Annotated in this window: 15 protein-coding genes; all 15 read right to left on the reverse strand. The window is 34.6% G+C overall.

Translation table 11 applies throughout. The features are described from left to right. Positions 1–41: 41 nt before the first annotated feature. The gene (locus tag EV201_RS06915; RefSeq protein WP_165389608.1) at positions 42–977 is read right to left on the reverse strand and encodes a glycosyltransferase family 2 protein; all 936 of its coding nucleotides are present in this window, start codon (positions 975–977) and stop codon (positions 42–44) included. A gap of 6 nt (positions 978–983) precedes the next feature. Next, positions 984–2,105, reverse strand: a complete 1,122-nt coding sequence (locus EV201_RS06920) for a polysaccharide pyruvyl transferase family protein (protein WP_130306877.1) — start codon at positions 2,103–2,105, stop codon at positions 984–986. A gap of 5 nt (positions 2,106–2,110) precedes the next feature. Further along, positions 2,111–3,100, reverse strand: a complete 990-nt coding sequence (locus EV201_RS06925) for a glycoside hydrolase family 88 protein (protein WP_165389609.1) — start codon at positions 3,098–3,100, stop codon at positions 2,111–2,113. Positions 3,101–3,274: 174 nt separating this feature from the next. After that, positions 3,275–4,450 carry a hypothetical protein gene (locus EV201_RS06930; protein ID WP_130306879.1) on the reverse strand — a complete coding sequence of 392 codons (1,176 nt, stop codon included), beginning with the start codon at positions 4,448–4,450 and terminating at the stop codon, positions 3,275–3,277. Positions 4,451–4,551: 101 nt separating this feature from the next. Further along, entirely contained in the window at positions 4,552–6,078 is a 1,527-nt protein-coding gene (locus EV201_RS06935) for a lipopolysaccharide biosynthesis protein (RefSeq protein WP_130306880.1), read from the reverse strand. Positions 6,079–6,223: 145 nt separating this feature from the next. Then, a complete protein-coding gene (locus EV201_RS06940) occupies positions 6,224–8,554 on the reverse strand; it encodes an exopolysaccharide transport family protein (protein WP_165389610.1) in 2,331 nt (776 codons plus the stop codon). Between the two features lie 227 nt (positions 8,555–8,781). Next, on the reverse strand, positions 8,782–9,564 hold the full coding sequence (locus EV201_RS06945) for a polysaccharide biosynthesis/export family protein (protein ID WP_130306882.1): 783 nt from the start codon (positions 9,562–9,564) through the stop codon (positions 8,782–8,784). Between the two features lie 47 nt (positions 9,565–9,611). Continuing rightward, complete coding sequence (locus EV201_RS06950) at positions 9,612–11,087, reverse strand: class I adenylate-forming enzyme family protein (RefSeq protein WP_130306883.1); 1,476 nt, start codon at positions 11,085–11,087, stop codon at positions 9,612–9,614. Positions 11,088–11,105: 18 nt separating this feature from the next. Then, positions 11,106–12,083: an NAD(+) synthase gene (gene nadE / locus EV201_RS06955; protein ID WP_130306884.1), complete on the reverse strand. Its 978-nt coding sequence runs from the start codon at positions 12,081–12,083 to the stop codon at positions 11,106–11,108. A 6-nt stretch (positions 12,084–12,089) separates the two neighbouring features. Then, the gene (asnB, locus tag EV201_RS06960; protein WP_130306885.1) at positions 12,090–14,045 is read right to left on the reverse strand and encodes an asparagine synthase (glutamine-hydrolyzing); all 1,956 of its coding nucleotides are present in this window, start codon (positions 14,043–14,045) and stop codon (positions 12,090–12,092) included. Between the two features lies 1 nt (position 14,046). Continuing rightward, the gene (locus EV201_RS06965; protein ID WP_130306886.1) at positions 14,047–14,334 is read right to left on the reverse strand and encodes an acyl carrier protein; all 288 of its coding nucleotides are present in this window, start codon (positions 14,332–14,334) and stop codon (positions 14,047–14,049) included. A gap of 43 nt (positions 14,335–14,377) precedes the next feature. Next, a complete protein-coding gene (locus EV201_RS06970; protein WP_130306887.1) occupies positions 14,378–15,004 on the reverse strand; it encodes an acyltransferase in 627 nt (208 codons plus the stop codon). A gap of 40 nt (positions 15,005–15,044) precedes the next feature. After that, on the reverse strand, positions 15,045–15,488 hold the full coding sequence (locus EV201_RS06975) for a GxxExxY protein (protein WP_165389611.1): 444 nt from the start codon (positions 15,486–15,488) through the stop codon (positions 15,045–15,047). After that, positions 15,475–16,083, reverse strand: a complete 609-nt coding sequence (locus EV201_RS16375; protein WP_165389612.1) for a DUF6266 family protein — start codon at positions 16,081–16,083, stop codon at positions 15,475–15,477. Before EV201_RS16375 ends, EV201_RS06975 begins: the two co-directional genes overlap by 14 nt. Before the next feature lie 309 nt (positions 16,084–16,392). After that, positions 16,393–16,938, reverse strand: a complete 546-nt coding sequence (locus tag EV201_RS06980) for a UpxY family transcription antiterminator (RefSeq protein ID WP_207224407.1) — start codon at positions 16,936–16,938, stop codon at positions 16,393–16,395. Positions 16,939–17,778: the final 840 nt, after the last annotated feature.

Genomic DNA, 17,778 nt, shown 5'->3' on the forward strand with positions numbered 1-17,778 from the left:
CAGGTTTAAACTTTACATGAGAGACTATTTACTCACTTTGATTATCGTAAAATTTTGAAAACTTGAGTTGGAAAAGAAATATTACGAAACTCAAACCACAACAAAATCCTGTAATAAAAAGGAATCATATCTCTGTATAAGATATTAGAATTGACCTCTTTGAATTTATTTCTGACCTGCTCTTTTTTCAAGATATGACTGTTATTAAGCAACTTAATTTTATAGTCCAGTTTAATCTTAACCAAAGACGTTTCAAATACTTTTTTGTCTTTCAACAAATTGTTTATCTGTTGGATAACCTTCTCGATACTTGTGAGCGTTTTTAAACTTGTATTATTCGTCAGTGATGAATTTCTCTGTATGTAGATGTAAACCTCATCATCCAAAAATGAAAGGCTTGGATTTTTAAGTAAGATCTGAGTTAAAATGAGTTTATCTTCCATACAGTTAACGTCCTCATCAAAGGATAATCCATCGTAACAGCTTTTTTTTATCAGTTTATTCCACAAACCGGCATGAAACTCTCCCAAAAGCATTCCCTGTAAAAATTCTTCAGCCGAATGAGTGACTCTGTGCTTAATGACTTTTTCATCATTATTGAGGCTCCTCAAAATATAGTTCGCAACCGTTATATCAGCTTGCGTGTTAATCGCTTTATTGTGCAAATTCTTTAAGGCATCGGGTCGCAAAATATCGTCTGCATCAACATGAAAGATATAGGTTCCGGTAGCATTTCTAATTCCGACATTGCGAGCAGAACTCACTCCTCCATTCACCTTATTTATCAGCCTGACCCGTTTATCAATTTTCCCAAACGCTTCGCAGATATTTTGACTTTGATCTGTTGAACCATCATTTATCAGAAGAAGTTCGAATTCTGAAAACGACTGTGATAAAACACTTTCAATAGTCTCCTTTAGAAACTCTTCGGCATTATAAATAGGAACAATAATAGAAATAGCGGCTGAATCAGACATCATAATCTATTCGAGGTTAGTCTTTAAAAATTCCAATGAATTGTTTTTATTCGTATCCAAAATGGCATTCACCGAGGACCAATCAATGGGTGTATTTATCAGATATTCAGAAAGATCATCAGGAGACAAAATCAATCTATCAGATAGGTTAAACATTTCCAATAGCGATTGAAATCTGGTAAGACCTCTTACTTTATTGCCAATGGCTATAAATGGTTTATTGAAAATAATTGCAAACACGCAACCATGAAATGAGTCAGCGACAATAAATTCAGCATCATCAAAAGCCTTCAACCATTGCGTTAAAGGTGGAAACACATAAGCAGCATCATCTTTTCGAAAGTGCTCGTCAAAAGGCTTAGGCATCACTCTAAATGCTTTCAAATTCAAGACACGTGAAACCCGGTTTACAATCTCTTTATTTCGATCGGACTCATCCAATATGTAAGTAAAAAGGTTACCCGTATTTTGAGGTGTATCGTACTTCTCGCATAATTTGAGATAATCATTTTGAGTTAATAACATCGTGGGATCCAAAACCTGTATGGCTTCAACACCAAATTTGTCTTTACAAATTGATAAGGCTGATTTTTCTCTGACCGATACCGCTCTGAATTTCTGAATTAACGATTTACAGATTTCATGTTGATCATCGGAATATTGCCAAACATCAGTACCCAAAGACGCAGCATAAGCAATTTTTGTTTTGTCTGTAAAGTCTAAAAAGTAGTTTCGAATATTAGGTGTATAATTGGGTCTCCAAACCTGGTCACTTCCTACAATAAAAGCTTCAAAATCAGTCTCTATTTTTTTTAATTCATCGTAAGAATAGACTTTATCTGTAATGGGTTGTATTTCCTTTTTAATAAACTCTAAAGTATGCTTTGAAATAATTTTTCTTTGATGATAATCTGGGTAAATGACAGCATTACCATTCTGAAAAAGGTATTTCTTAACACCTCTTACCATTTTATTTCTAAGCAATTGAAGTGAGGAAGGTATCGGATGATGAAAATCAATCAAACTGGCTTCATGCCCTAAATCAGCTAATATTCGCTGTAAAGCATAAGCTTGTATAATCCCACCGTAATTATACCAAAGTGGTAAAGTTAGAGTTCCAATTTTCATGATGATTAAATATTTGAAAGAATCGACACCAATAAGCCCTGTGTGATTTCAGAATAACCTTTTTGTCTTGAATATTTGTTAATGTATATGGTGTCTCCTGTGCTATTAAAAATGTATCCTTTTTTATTAATCGATCCCTGGAGTAAGGCATTAAATTCTTTAAAATCGACCTTCCGGGAAGCGATCAATCTGGAATAATAAAACATAAGCGTCGCCGAAGTATCAATTGAATTATCATTTGTATGCGCAAAAAACTGAGGCCAGAATAAACCCTTTACTTTTAATGTTTCCAGCTTACTATTAATCGTATCGTATAGCTGTTCAAAAGTTTTGTATTGGTTATTTTCTGCTTGATTAGAGTATTTTACGGCATAGGAAAGTCCGATTAAAAACCATGCTAGACCCCGTGACCAATTAAGTGGTCCAATTTTTAATCCATTTTCTAAATCATAGGCATGAAATGGTAGATGAGTCTCTTTTTCAAAAGCATTCTCAATATAGAAATTAAGTTGTTTATCTGCCAAATTTGATGCTTCAGGACACTTAGCAACCACACTGTATTCATACAAGAAAGGACAAACCATTCCCAAAGTATCAACAAAACAAACCTTCGACTCTTTTCTGTAAAGAACCAATTGTTCGGTCTCTAGTAGAAAATCAGAACAAACCAATTGATAGATTTCATTAGCGCCATTTAGATATTTAGTTTGACTTGTAATTTTAAACAGTCTCAGGAAAACTAAACCAAAGAGTGACTGATCAATTTTATTAAACTTAAAGAGTAAACGCCCTTCCTTATCAATCAGCTTTTCACACTGCCCCTCGACATTACCTAATATATTTACCTCTCCAGATTTTTCATATTCATCGAGTAAACCAATCATTAACCAGGCTCTTGGAAAATTGTAGTACTGATAGGTATTTCTTCTATTAATAATTTTATTCTTCAAACCTGATAACATTACATATAAACTGTCTTCATCGTTAAAAGACATCTTAACTTTATTTGAAGACAACATGCTTTCAGACGCTCTAACGACCAAGTCTTTAATCCGTTTGAGATCTTGAAATTTGACAATACTCTCCTTTTTATACTTCCTTTTTAACAGGGGAAGTATGTTAAGCACAAACAAGATTATAACTAAGAGTATAAGAATATAGAGCATTTGCTATTTCAACTTTAAAAATTTCAGAATAGGTTGCAATCCTCTTATAAATAGATAATAATACACTTTAAGAGGAATCGTGAATTTTATCTCTCGTATTAAGTTCATTATCTCTACTGAAAACACTTCTTTTGATCTGTAAAAATGATATAATGTTTCAGCTAAATACCTGTTTCTATTCTTATTATAATAATCTAAATCAAATACATTTTTGTAGTTGGATAATTCGCCAAGTATATCCAAGGTAACCATTGTCCGTCTGCACTTAAAACATTTTGAACAATTTTCAATTGTCCCGCCCGTTTCATTAACATTCTCATATTCAGATGTTACAATACAAACATTTAAATATTTCTTAGTGATATCGAAATCTGTAATTGCTTTCGTTTTCTCAACTCTATTTTTAAACAATCCGGACATTCTAACTTCCAATGATTCTGAAGATAATCCATATGAGAGAACAAGCTCCTGATCTTCGGGACTATCGCAAAAAACTTGCATATCCTGAAATGGAACAGCATTAGAATAGTAGTAAACGCCAATCTTCTTCTCAAACAATAGAGCACAAGCAATGTTTCTATAAATACAGGTTACACCAAAGGGGATATTTAAAATTTCATTAAAATTTGTATCAACCCATAATAATGGCAAAGACAGTTCATCGGACAAATCCTGGACAATATTCTTCATTACATTAAAATATCGTCGGCTTATTTCGCCTTCGTATTGGCCAAAAGCTCCCGCATTAAAAAGTGCTAAGTGGGTAATCTCATCAAATGCATTATTTTTTTCGAGTAAAGAATAGAAAGAATCAACACCCAATGACATGGCAGTTGCAATCCCACTACCCTCATATTGAGTAGAAACAAGCTCGCATTTTACATTTATTCCTTTTAACTTATCCTGCCCCAGAAGATAAATTTCTTGTAAATATTTCGTGAATCCATAATACAAGCGTTTGGATACCGGCGTTTCAAATTCAATATCTTCCTGATTATGGAATGCAATAAGAAATAGAATTATAAAGAATGGATTACAATTTTCAACTGATATGTAATCTTCAAACTCTGAAGCTGTTTCATACCATAATGTTTGTTTATTTCCATCAGAATAAAAATCACAGGCTATCTTTATTTTTTCTCCATCAATACGTTTATAAACACCGCCTACTTTAATCATAACGAATAATATTAAGATTATAATTTGACTCGACTAACAACAGTTTAAACTGATATAAATACATCTCTATAAGAGATCTTAATCAAATATTTTTTTTGAACTCAACTCTTAAATTGCCATTTAAACTTCAAAATCAGATCCTTAAGAAGGTCTAGAATAATGGTTTTTTCAGAATTATTGATTGCAAAGAAATACATAAGCAAAGCGTAAATGGCTAGAAACAATAGGTTTTTAATCCCAAAATTCAACCAGCCTGTTCCAGGCAATTCTCTGATAAAAGAACCTATTATCAGAATGATTAGGAATGTAGGCAATATCCTCTTAAACAATCCTTTAAAAAATGACAGAATATCTAACTTCAATTTTCTACTGTAATAGACATTAACCACAACAAGAGCAATTAACCATCCTAAAACAATACCATATGTAACACCTAATATTCCTAATGAGTCTATTAAAAACCAGCCTATAATTGTTCCCAGTGTAATAAATAACAGGTAAACAAGGGCTTTGAAATAAAACTTATTATTTGCCTCAAGTAATGAATTGGCAAAGTTTTGAGCAAGAGGTATTGTATAAGCAAGCATAATAACCAAGCCAATTTTCCACGCAATATAATAGGTACTGCCTACCCATAGCAGAATAAACTGTTGGCCAAAAAGGATAAAAGCGCCTAATATCGCTAATAGCACTATGAGAGATAATCGTCCGATCCTAACCATCATTGAAGTTAATTCGGCTCCTGATGCATTGGCAACCATCATTTGAGTTGCCCGGGGTAAAAAAACGGATGATATTGCCCCTGAAAAACTACTGTAATAATTCCCCAACAATATACCTACGGCATAAATAGCGACTGATACGGAATCTAACTTAATACCAATAATAACCTGTCCACCTCTCAATTGAAATTGTTGAACGATTGCAAAAACAAATATCCAAACTGAATATGAAAATATTTGTTTCACAAATCCCATTTCAAACTTGTGAAGTTTGAAAGTCACTCCTAACTTTTTGAGAACATAATAGCCATTAAATAATATAACCATCAAATTCATCAGGGTGTCTAATACTACAAGACCAATGGCATCTCCTCCTAACAATAACAGCCCGACAACTAGAAACGACCGAACTAAATAGCGTAAGATATTTATCATTCTGGGGAACACAAAATGCTCGTAAGCTGAACAAATTGCAGAAAATGCGCCTCCGGGCAAAGTAATTGCCATGTTGAAGACCAACAAAATAAACATGATCTTGGCTTTACCAATCTCACTTTCTGTTAGCGAATCGCTAAACATGACATCCAAAGAAAAATACAATGCAACACCTAATAAAACAACTAAAAGAGAGATTGCACCATAGATCCACATGCTTATGGCCAGAAAATTTTGTTCCCCTTTTTTATCCCCTTCTGCTAAATATTTAGCAACGAAACGAATAATGGCATTATTCAGACCAAAATCTAAAACACTGATGTAACCCACAAATGCTCCAATAAGTGTATATAAACCATATTCTGCATCACCTAACTTATGGATTATAAATGGGGTAAGTACTAAACCAACAATATTCGTTAGAATTATTGATAAATATGAAAGTAAAGCACCTTTCTTTAACTGACTCATTATGGAATGTAATATTTCACAGGTAACTAAATTTATTTTTAATTAATTAGCACATTATTTATTGCAAGTGCAGATCGTTTTAAATGTTCATTGTTCAACTATCCTCACAATATGATAATACAAAATTTCACAAACGAAATAAGTTTTAGTTATTGATATATTCATTATTCAAACTATATCCATAAACATAACTGTAGCCATAACCGTATCTTGGCGTTTTAATACCATTAAGAATAAGTCCAAGATTGTTAATTTTAGCTTCACCCAGCATTTTCATATTATGATCTAAGAATGATTTATGAGTAAACTGATGACGAACAACAAAAATATTTGTGTTGGCATATGGCGTTAACAATAAAGCATCGGTTACAATCCCAACCGGACTCGTATCGATTACGATACAATCATAACGTTTTTCCAACTCCTCAAACAAAATCCGTGTTTGCTTTGAGTCAATCAATTCAGCAGGATTGGGTGGTAGAGGTCCTGAAACGATACAGTCTAAATTTTTATATTCTGTAGTATGAATCACTTCATCAAGATTATTGGAGCCGATTAAATAGGATGTTACTCCCAATTCATCCGAAATATTTAAGTAACCTCCTATTTGAGGTTTTCTCAAATCAAAGCCCAGTAAAATCGTTTTTCTGCCTGCAAGTGCAAGTATTCCTGCAATGTTAACTGCACAAAACGATTTCCCCTCGCCGGCAGTAGATGAGGTGACTAATATGGTCTGTTTATCACTTCCATTCTTAAAATAATCCATACGCGTACGCATTGCTCTAAAAGCTTCGGTTATTGGATCGCGTGGATACATTTGTGTTAAAACACCTCCATCTTTCTTACTGAGAGCGATATTGCCAATAATGGGTACTGAGGTTATCTCTTCAATGTCATCTTTAGTTTGAATTTTATTATTAAAAAACTCTTTCAAAAAGATAAATAAAGCAGGTAACAACACCCCAAATAAGATTCCCAATTGGAAAATGAGAGCTGTTTTGGGCTCGATTATCTCCTCAAAATAGGCCCTTTCAATAATCTCATTATCCGGCAGGTTAGATGCCTTTTGAATTTGAGCTTCCACCCGTTTTTCCAATAGCATCGTATAAAGATTGTTCGTGAGATCAAAGTTTCGTTTGATACTCATAAATTGTTGCTCTTTACCAGGAAGCAGATTCTGCTCTCTCGAGATGCTGGTCTTTTGTTTATTTAAGACCGATTGCTGGTGACTAATATATTCTTGTTGTGAATTGATATTTTCATACAATGTGGCCAAAAGAGTCCCCTCTTGCCTCTCCAGTTTTTCCAAATACGGGTTGTTCAATTTCTCTTTCCCTTTATACTGGAATAATGATGAACGAACTGTTGCCAACTGAGTTATATACTCACTTAGGACAGTTTGTTCCAATCCCACTGATGCTGGTGAAATTAGGTTATTATAATCCTCTCTCTTATTTAAATAACCTTTGAGACGTTTGAAATAGGAGGCCTGCATTTCCAATTTTAACAACTCAGCATCAATTTCTTGTAATCTCGTATATGCCGCTTCGACCTGAACTGTTGGCATCACAACCTTATTGGAGGTTCTGAAGCGTTGAAGTTTCGCACCCACTCGTCCCAAAGTATCACCCAGGCCATAGAGTTGCTGATCAATAAATGAGATCGTATTATTGGCAATCAAATTCTTTTGATCCAAGCCATTCTGTATCCAAACTTCCATCAATTTATTTAGAAAAGCTATTGATTTTTCAAGGCAGGTTCCCGTAGTAGACATATTGGCAATTGATGCTCCTTTTGCTGCATACGAAACGTCTATCTCTTTAAAATCCTCAATCATTCGTTTATTATCGCGAATGACGAAGAAAAAATCATTCTCATCGACTAATTGTAGAAAATCAGGCCGTAAACTCTCAAGCGAAAACCCAAAATTCTTACCCACAATCACCTTCCCTAATTCAAGCTTCTCATTCAGGTCAAAATCATGAACTTCATCTACATCTTCATCCTTTAAAAAACTATGAACAACCAAATCTTCACCCTTGGCAACCAATCTTAATTCCCCATTTTCCCCTTTTTTAATATGGAATTCTACATCTATAAGCTGAGGTTGTGTTGGATCTAAAATAACCTTAAACGGTTTTTCTGAGTAAAATTCATAAGTACCATGTTGTCCTGTTGAAAATAAAAAAGCATTAATCGCATCAAAAATATTATCTGCACTATATTCCTCTATATCAATATTTTTTCTGGAAAAATAGCTCACATTAAAATCCAACTGCTCCAGTGTTTGCAATATTTGAGATTCCGTTTTCAATAAAATAACCTGATTTTCAAAATTTTGCATATCCGGAGTCGAAAACCCACTCATCATTGCCATTTCATCTGACAATTGCCCCTTAGACTCACTCTTAATCAGAACTGTTGAATTTATCTTATAGACAGGTGTCGTATATTTATTTATTAAGAAAGCTGTCAAAAGCCCAATAAATATAAAGCACGCAAACCACATCCACTTATTCAAAAAAAGATAAATCCACTTCTTAATGTTTGGCTTTTCTGTCTTTGAAACGTTCCTCAGACTGAATACGTCATCAGAGATTGATCTATTATGATTATTTGAATGATACATGATCTTTGTTTAAATAGGAATTCTATGTGGAAGACATAAGATTGCTTCCTTGAGAAAAAACAATACGTGTAAGTTTACTTAAGAGAATTGGCCAATAAAAAGAAACTTATAATACTCGTTACCAAGCCTAAAGAGAAGGTTTCTCCAAAACCAAACATTTTAGCTTTTATAGGTTCTACATAAATTAAATCATTAGGCTGAATGTAATAGTTCTGACTATCCACCAGATTTAAATCCGTTAAATCAACGTTTATCGTTTTAGTTCCTTCTGTAGTAGGGCGTACAATTCTAACTCGTTTTCTTTTACCATATATGGTTAAATCTCCGGCCAAAGAGATCGCTTCAAAAATGGTTAATTGATCCTTATTCATATTATACTGTCCTGGCGAATGCACTTCTCCTAAAATTGTAAATTGAGTATTTGTTAATTGCACCTGAAGGGTAAATGTGTCGATATGCTTTTTAAGGATATCCTGCATTTTAACTTTTACCTCCTTTAATGTTAAATCAACCACTTTAACCTGTCCAACATAAGGGAAATCAATATCGCCCTCGTCACTCACCTGATAGCTCTGAAACTTTAGAGTACTAGGATCTCCCATGCTGTTCATATTCATTTGTCCTGCATCCAGATTGTACAAACTTGCCACAGCCTCATCAGGTGTTAAAACTCTAATGTAGATGTAATCTCTTGGCTGGATTGTATAAGCTTCAGTAACCTCAACCGCCTTAGTATAAAGGTTGATATAACTTTTCTTTCCACTCACATCGCGCATGTAAATGGTTCTTTTCTGAGGAATACACGAAACAAACATCGATAACAACAACAGAAAAATGATAAGCCTATTAAATTTCATAATTTGAAGTATTGATTTACAAATACGGATTAACTAATCTTAAATATTTAAACAACATCGATATTTTTCACTTTTTTACCTGAAGCATTCATATGTATATGCTTTGTAAAAGATATCATCTGTGGTATCTTATATGCCGACAAATTCTGACTACAAATTCTCAATATCTTGGATTTCACCATCTCGATTTCGGCTTCACTATTCAATACAATATGAGCTTTAAGGCTCTCACCCAATAATTCATCAGCAACACCTTCGATAGTACAATCAACAACCTCGCTAACTGATAAAATAACAGACTCTATTTCCTTAGGGCTTATCCTTTTGCCACCGAGCTTTATAATTTCTTTTTTACGACTATCCAGAAAGATATAACCATCCTCATCAACCATTCCGATATCGCCTGTGTACAACCACCCCTTTTTTAAAACTTCTTTGGTGCCTGCCGGATCTTTATAATAGCCTTGCATAATGTTATCGCCTTTGGCAACAATCTCACCCAATTCTCCTGAGTCCAAAACATTTCCTTCTGAATCAACAATTCGAAGCTCAACACCAGGAATTGCTTTACCTATCGATCCCATCTTTTCATTGAGTCGCTCTGCTGATAAAATTGATAAACGTGCTGTTGCCTCAGTCTGACCATACATCACAAAAAATGCGATATTGGGAAACGCCTGAATAAAGGTTTCAATAAAAACATCATGCAGTTTACCGCCCGCTTGAGTCACATATCTTAAATGCGGAAATTCTGAGTTCAGGAAGCTTTGTGACTTTTTTAGCAAAATTTGGAAATGACTTGGCACCCCCGCAAAACCGGTACACTTATATTCTTTCAGTTTCTCTATAAACGAACCAATAAAAATGAAATTATTGATTAGAACCAATGCCGCTCCAACTTTTAAGTGTGTATGTAAAAGCGATAAACCATAGCAATAATAAAATGGCAGCACAACGCCCATAATGTCTGAAGCACTCAGACCTAAATTCCCAATTATTGAATGCGTATTGGCAATAATATTTCGATGACTTAACATCACACCCTTAGGTATTCCCGTTGAGCCGGAAGTGTAAAGGATTAAAGCCAGACGACTATCATCAAACGTCTCTCCATTAAGCCCTGGTACAATTATCTTTTGATATATAATCTTTTCAAAATCAAATTCATTAAAACAAACAAACCCTGAATCCTCTGTCGCTGATTTCCTTGCTCTAAAATCGACCATGCAAGCTGCATCAGTCGTCTTTACAATATAGGATAAGTTTGATTCCTCAATTAACGGATCTAAGGGCACACACACATTACCCGATTTTAAAATTGCCAAATAGGCGATGATTGAGAATAATGAATTTTCTGAGATCAATATGATATTTTTATTCTCGCCAATTGTATCTTTCAGATAAGAGGCAAACTTTAGGCTTTGCTGATAAATCTGACTAAAAGATGTGTTACGACTCTCTCCCAGTAAAAAGTCACTAGTCAGATTTTTTGATTCATCAAATAAATAGTCAAATGCATTCATACAAACTTATTTATAGGCTCAGAAAATAGGAGCCGATCTTAAATAACTGGTTGTGTGTTGCTTTCTCTCAAAATTCTTAAAGATATTATGAATTTCGTCTACTGACCTTTGAAGCTCATTAGCAACGTCCTCTTCACTGTATTTATTCTCCCATGCATACCAAATTAAATCCATTTCTTTAAAAGGCATTTGATAGAAAAATTCCTCTTGAGTCTGTTCAGCACTATAGGTATCTGTAGTTGGCGTTCGATCGATTATCTCTTGAGGAATGCCCAAGTATTCAGCTAATTGATAAACCTGAGTCTTATAAAGATGCCCAATGGGCATGAGGTCAGCCCCCCCATCACCAAACTTCACAAAAAAACCTTGCTCAACCTCATGCTTATTAGGTGTTCCTACAACAGCGTAATGAAGACTTTCAGCATGATAATACAACATAGCCATTCTACTACGTTGTTTAAAATTAGTCGCAGCTACAATCTGCAAATATTCATTAACCGGCAAAAGCTTGCTCATTGTCTCCCCCTCAGATGTAATAATTGTCAATGAAAATAGTGAAGGCAGATTCTGAGCAATATTCTGTTTGATTTCAATCTTGGTTTTATCTTTCAAAGGATTAAATTCAGGAAAAACTCTCGTAATAGCCTCATCTCTTCGTTCATAACATCCAAAGCCATTAAGAGCAGAAGTTATATCTTCAACAACTGTTCTGACTCCATACTTATTGGCTAAAGCCTGAGCTAATGTTAAACTTTCCGGACTTGAATCTCTTTCCGGCATTAAAATACCGATCACATTTTCCTTTCCCAATGCTCGACATGCAAGAGCAAGTACAACCGAAGAATCAATCCCTCCACTTATACCTACAACAGCACCTCTGCGTCTCAACTGATTCTTAATATTTCCCCTAAGTTTGCGACAAATCTCTTCACAGACCAATTCGATATTTTCGATATTTAAAATCTCTTTTGAGAAAGCTTTGCTTGTTGTTTCCATGCTAGATTAATTCAACAGGGTTAATTTACAATCAATTAATTCAGATTTATTTAAAGCCTTTTTATGCTTCTTCACAAACAAATCATTTAAGATTTGAGTTGATAGAATTCCCATAAAAGCCATCTTGTCAACTTCTGAGATATTCTTTCCCGAATTCATTTTCATACTCAGTTTTTTCACTCTATCCGGATTAAACAAACCTGCAGATTCAATTGCCTCATTTGATAATAAATCTTTTACATAGTCAGAATCGGCGTAACTGACTGAAGGAGATCGGTAAGCCTGTTTGGGGCGATTTAAAATTGCATCGGGTAACTGCCCACGCATCATTTTTTTCAACAAAAACTTCTCATCCAAACACTTCAGTTTAAACTCAGGAGGAAGTTTCATACAAAATTCTATAATTCGATGATCCAGGAATGGATACCGCCCTTCCACTGAATTTGCCATAGCCATCCGGTCGCCCTGAGATGATAATAAATAGCCAGACATAAATAAATTGATTTCGAGCCACTGTGCTCGAGACAACAGATCAACCCCCTTGAATCTTTCGCCCAGCTTTGCTTCTAATTCCTGAACGGGATCATAATCATTCAGTTCAGACTTAAAATGATCAGATAAATATTGTTTTATCCTCGACGTATTCTTCCATCTAAGCAAATGTGAATAAACCAAAGAATCGGTTTCTGTTAACTTATATGAGAAAAATAGATTCAAAGCCTTTGCCCCATTCATTTGAGACATATAAGGATATAATCGTTTCAATAATAAGGGACGAATCTTAGATTGTGGATTTCTCGCCCAAAACTGCCTGATTATCGCTTCTTTAAAAATATTATACCCCCCTAAAAGTTCATCAGCACCTTCACCGGTAATAACAACTTTTATATCATTTTTCTTAACCAAACCTGACAACAAGCCCATTGGTGCTGGAGCACTTCTTAAAATAGGCGATTCTAAATGCCAGATTATATCTGCAATTCTTTGTGAAATATCATCCTGAACACACTGAATACTTCGATGTTCTGTTTCGAAAAAATCAACAGCTTTCTTTTGATATTCAGCTTCATCGTATTCTTTATCCTCAAAGCTCAACGAAAAAGTTTGTAATTGACTCTGAATATTAGCCTTAATAAATGACGTTGTTATACTGGAGTCAAGTCCTCCACTCAAATAGGCACCCACAGGAACATCAGCTTTCAACCTGATCTTAACAGCATCCGAAAAAAGAATGCGAAACTTATCAATCGCCTCATCAATAGTCAAATCTTGATACTCTTCCGATTTACAAAGAGGCAATTCCCAGTATTTTTCTTCTCTTATCTCCTTATCATTTGCCAAAATAAAGTGGCCGGGTTGTACTTCAAAAATATCTTTAAAAACCGTGAGTGGCGAAAGCGTCGTCCAAAAGGTAAATATTTGACTTAAGGCAAGTGAAGAAATCTGTGCTTCAATTTGAGGATGCTCAAATAAAGCTTTCATTTCAGAAGCAAAAACAATTCCGCCGTCGTGCTTGCAATAAAATAGAGGCCTTATCCCCACCCTGTCTCTGGCAAGAAACAACTCTTTTTTTAAGCTGTCCCAAATAGCAATGGCAAACTGACCATTCAATTGATTCAAACATTCAACGCCATATTCCTCATAAAGATGTAAAACCACCTCGGTATCAGTCGTTGTTTTAAAAACATGTCCCTTTTGTAAAAGGTCTTTTTTTAAGTCCAGATAATTGTAGATTTCACCATTAAAAACAATCCATAAACGATCATCTTCATTGGATAGAGGCATCCGTCCATTATCAATATCGATAATACTTAAACGTACACTTCCTAAACCGATATCTTGGGTCAGTAAAATACCACTCTGGTCTGGTCCGCGATGCTTTATTCGTGTCAGCATACACTTTAAAACCTCAACAGAATCGTTGATTTTGCAACAGGGATAAAATCCAACTATACCACACATTTTATTTTCCAGATATAACCAATTTCTTCGACTCTTCTACTCCAATTCGTTTCGAAATAAATGCAGCGATCCGATTTACAGATGCAAAATTTTCGACTAATAACTCACTATCCTTAGTATCTATATGAAACGTATCTCTTATGAAATCTATCAAAAATAAAAGTCCCATAGAATCAAAGATGCCTTCCTCAAAAAGCAGAGTATCATCTTTAATAGCATCCTTATCTAAAAAGGTAACTTCGATAATGTACTTAAGTAATTTTTCGTGTATTGCTCTATCAATGGTCATAACTTTCTTCATTTAATTTGATTACAGATAGGCTATCTATTCCTTAAAATTTGAGTGTCTTTTTCACAAAACCATCAAAAATTTCTTTGTGTTCCTTCATAAATTCGCGCTGAAGCTTTAGCATGTCTTTGGATCGGTTTCCCAATTTTCTTAAAGGATGTCCCAAATACATCCCCCACTCCGGTAAATTTCTACTGACTAAGGATAATGCGCCAACAGAAGAACCTTGTCCTATAGTGACATCGGGAAGAATAATAGATTCGGCACCTATGATGACATAAGATTCAAGTTTTACAGTGCCACGTTTAACCCCCGTATATTTTTCAGGAATTGTTGGATTCGTAAGGTATTTACCGGTGTAGTCATCAGATCGACTATATATTTTCACGCCTTGCGACAAACCACTAAAGTCATTGATAAAAATTCCATCTCCTGCTGAAAGCAAACAATATCCCCCAATATGAACGTAAGACCCTATTTCCAGGAAACCATCTCCCACTGCACAGATTGTACAGTAGGCATCAATAATAACATTGTCTCCAATAGCAATATTATTGAGGCCCATAATGGTACAATTCTTAGCAATTTTAATATTGTTCCCAAGAGATTTAAAACCCGCATCGGCTAAATCGAGTTCTGTATAATATCCTGTATCAAAAGGATTATTCATATTATTCTAATTTAAAAACCTGAATTCTATATTTTCCACTTTATTGAAACACATACGAACCACCGACTTTGATATACTGAAGATTCTTATATCCAAAGTTGAAAAGTAAACCAACCGGAGAATCAATATCTTTCAGACTATTCATAAACGAATTTTCTTGTTCTTCAGATAAATACGAATGCGTATCCAATCCAACAATAATCTTATCAAAACAAATAAATTCACTACGGTTGTTCTGGATGCCAGAAGAGTCTGTTTTTCTGGCGTAAGGAATATTCCTTAACTCTAATTCAAGCTCTAGCACTTCCTTATAAACATGCTCCTGACAACCATGTCCTAACTGTTTGTAGATATAATTTACTACTTCTATCAATTTATCAACCTCATCTTGATATGTGCGCTTTTCCATGGTAGGTATCGGTTTAAGAATTAATACTGTTTCATTTTTACAATCAACTTCTACAATAATCTTATCTACAGTCAATCCATTCACTTTTTGAGGCGAGTTGAAGATCAGGGTTCCAGAAAAAACAAAATAAATAAGAGTAACCAAATTTTTCGAAGTCCAGAACAAATGATTCGTTCTCACGAAGAGCATCACAGGGGATCTCTTTTACAACACAATCCAAATTCATCCCGAATATCTTGAATTGATTTTGTTGACTTGTTTTCTTATCGCGGGAATTATCATCCCAAGCAAATCGAATAATGGTATCACCGGCCATCTCTAATCTTAAATTGCTTATCTCTCCCAAATTACCTGTCGTTAACTTTAACCGCGTTATATCCGGATAACCATCTGAATCGAAAGCATGCGTGTTGAGTTTGCAAAATAAATTTTGCCCACTCATCGAATTTCGTCTGGCTTCAGGATTCCAATAAGGTCTGATCAACTCATCTAAATTTCGACTTACAAATTGAGTCGCAGCCTTAAATTTCCCACGCTGATTTAGTTGTCCTGGCGTACGAGGGTTTTTAACCCTGCTTGGCTTACTCCTAATGTAAGTTTTACCATAGCGATGAGAAATAATCACTGGTCCGACAAGTCCGGATAATAATTTGTCTTTAATGCTAGCCATCCTTTTTTTTTGAAACAATCAGAAGTAAAAAACTTCCGATTTCATAAATATTTCTTTTTCCTCTTAACTTGTGTATAGTTAAATTTCAGATGAGAATTATTTTTTTTATGTGAGATGTTTTTTTAAAGATATTGAGAGACAGATCAAGATAGTCCGATATTCCTACTTGACATTCTAAGGTCAAAACAGCAAATTAATCTTTAATCCGCCCTATCGACATCTTATCATCCTTGGCTATATCCAAGCTTGTTCAAGAGAGTATCCAGCCTTGTTCCACCCCTGTTTGTTTTCAAAACAAAAAAAATCAAGTCAATTTTCCTTGTAAGAAAGCTCGACTGGTGTCTTTAATCTTTTCACTTCATCCATTGATATATCAGCATGTACACAACAGCCCAAACTAATAAATCGTAGCATAATACGATGCTGACCCCGAAGTTGTACGAGCTCACCACGAACGCCCTTTAAAGGACCAATTGTAATTTCAAGATGATCGCCTTTTTTTAAACTACGAGACGTCAGTTCAACATCTCTCTTGGTATCTTCCAGAAAAAGTTTTAAAGAATCAATTTGAGCATCTGGAATAGGCACAGCACGACCTTCAAAACAGACATAGCGTACTGCCCATGTCGAATTTATTGCATCATAATATTCGCGTTCGCTTACTCTCACAAAAATATATGAAGTAAACAGAGGACTTTCAACCCATTTTTTCCGATCACTCCAAACTCTTAATTCCTTTTTAAGAGGTAAATAGACTTCAATACTTTTGTCTACAAGCTCCTTATACAACTTCTTTTCCGATCGGGATCGGGTGTATATGGCATACCATCTGTAATTTCGTTTGAAAGTCTTCACTATGCGAAAATTTATATTTTAGAACTAATCACATTCAAAGCAAAAAACTGTATAATTTAAGACGAGATAAACACAGCTTCGCTCTTTCAGTCCCATTTATCAGTTCAAAATGGAGCCTATTATTTGATACATTCATAAACTTGATCAAACAGATCAGTCTAAAAATGCCTTTGCAAATACGATTCTGCTTTTCGCAGTAACTTCATTACCCCGAAGGGGTCTTTCTGCCAGCATTATTCCGAAAACACCTTATTTATAAGGCATACAGAACAATTTATTTTCGTATCAAGATGAAAACGTCTGAGTTTTCGTAGAGAGTCGTTACCTTAATCAGAGTCGATAAGATATCGTGCCGTCAAATTCCTCTAGATAAAAAAGACTAAAGGATTCCCATTTACTCTAACTTTAAAAGCTAGAGTTCTATTTTAAAATTTGGATGAGGTGATAAAAGTGCCCAATGAGTATCAACTAGAACAGAACTGATTTTAAAATCAGCAACAGTTTTTCTTGAATCTACTTCAGAGTTTTTCACATTTCTTCGTCCCATCTTATTCTTCAATTTCTGAAAAAAAGTAAAATCAATAATAGTTCCCAACAGGGGTGAGAGTGTAATAGGATCGTATTGCTAATCTGAACACCATTTTTATGGTATTTTTTCACAATCACATTTGAGTTCTAGTAGCTTTGGTGTATTAAATTTATGGCCTTTTATTCAAATTTGAAGAATATATCTTACCCCCATTTGATGAATATGATATCTAATAAGACAAACAAACAAATTCTCCTGATCGACAAAAATGGGATATTGTTAAGGCCTATTAATCCAAATTCTAATCAATT

The organism is Ancylomarina subtilis (assembly GCF_004217115.1).
GTDB classification, from domain to species: domain Bacteria; phylum Bacteroidota; class Bacteroidia; order Bacteroidales; family Marinifilaceae; genus Ancylomarina; species Ancylomarina subtilis.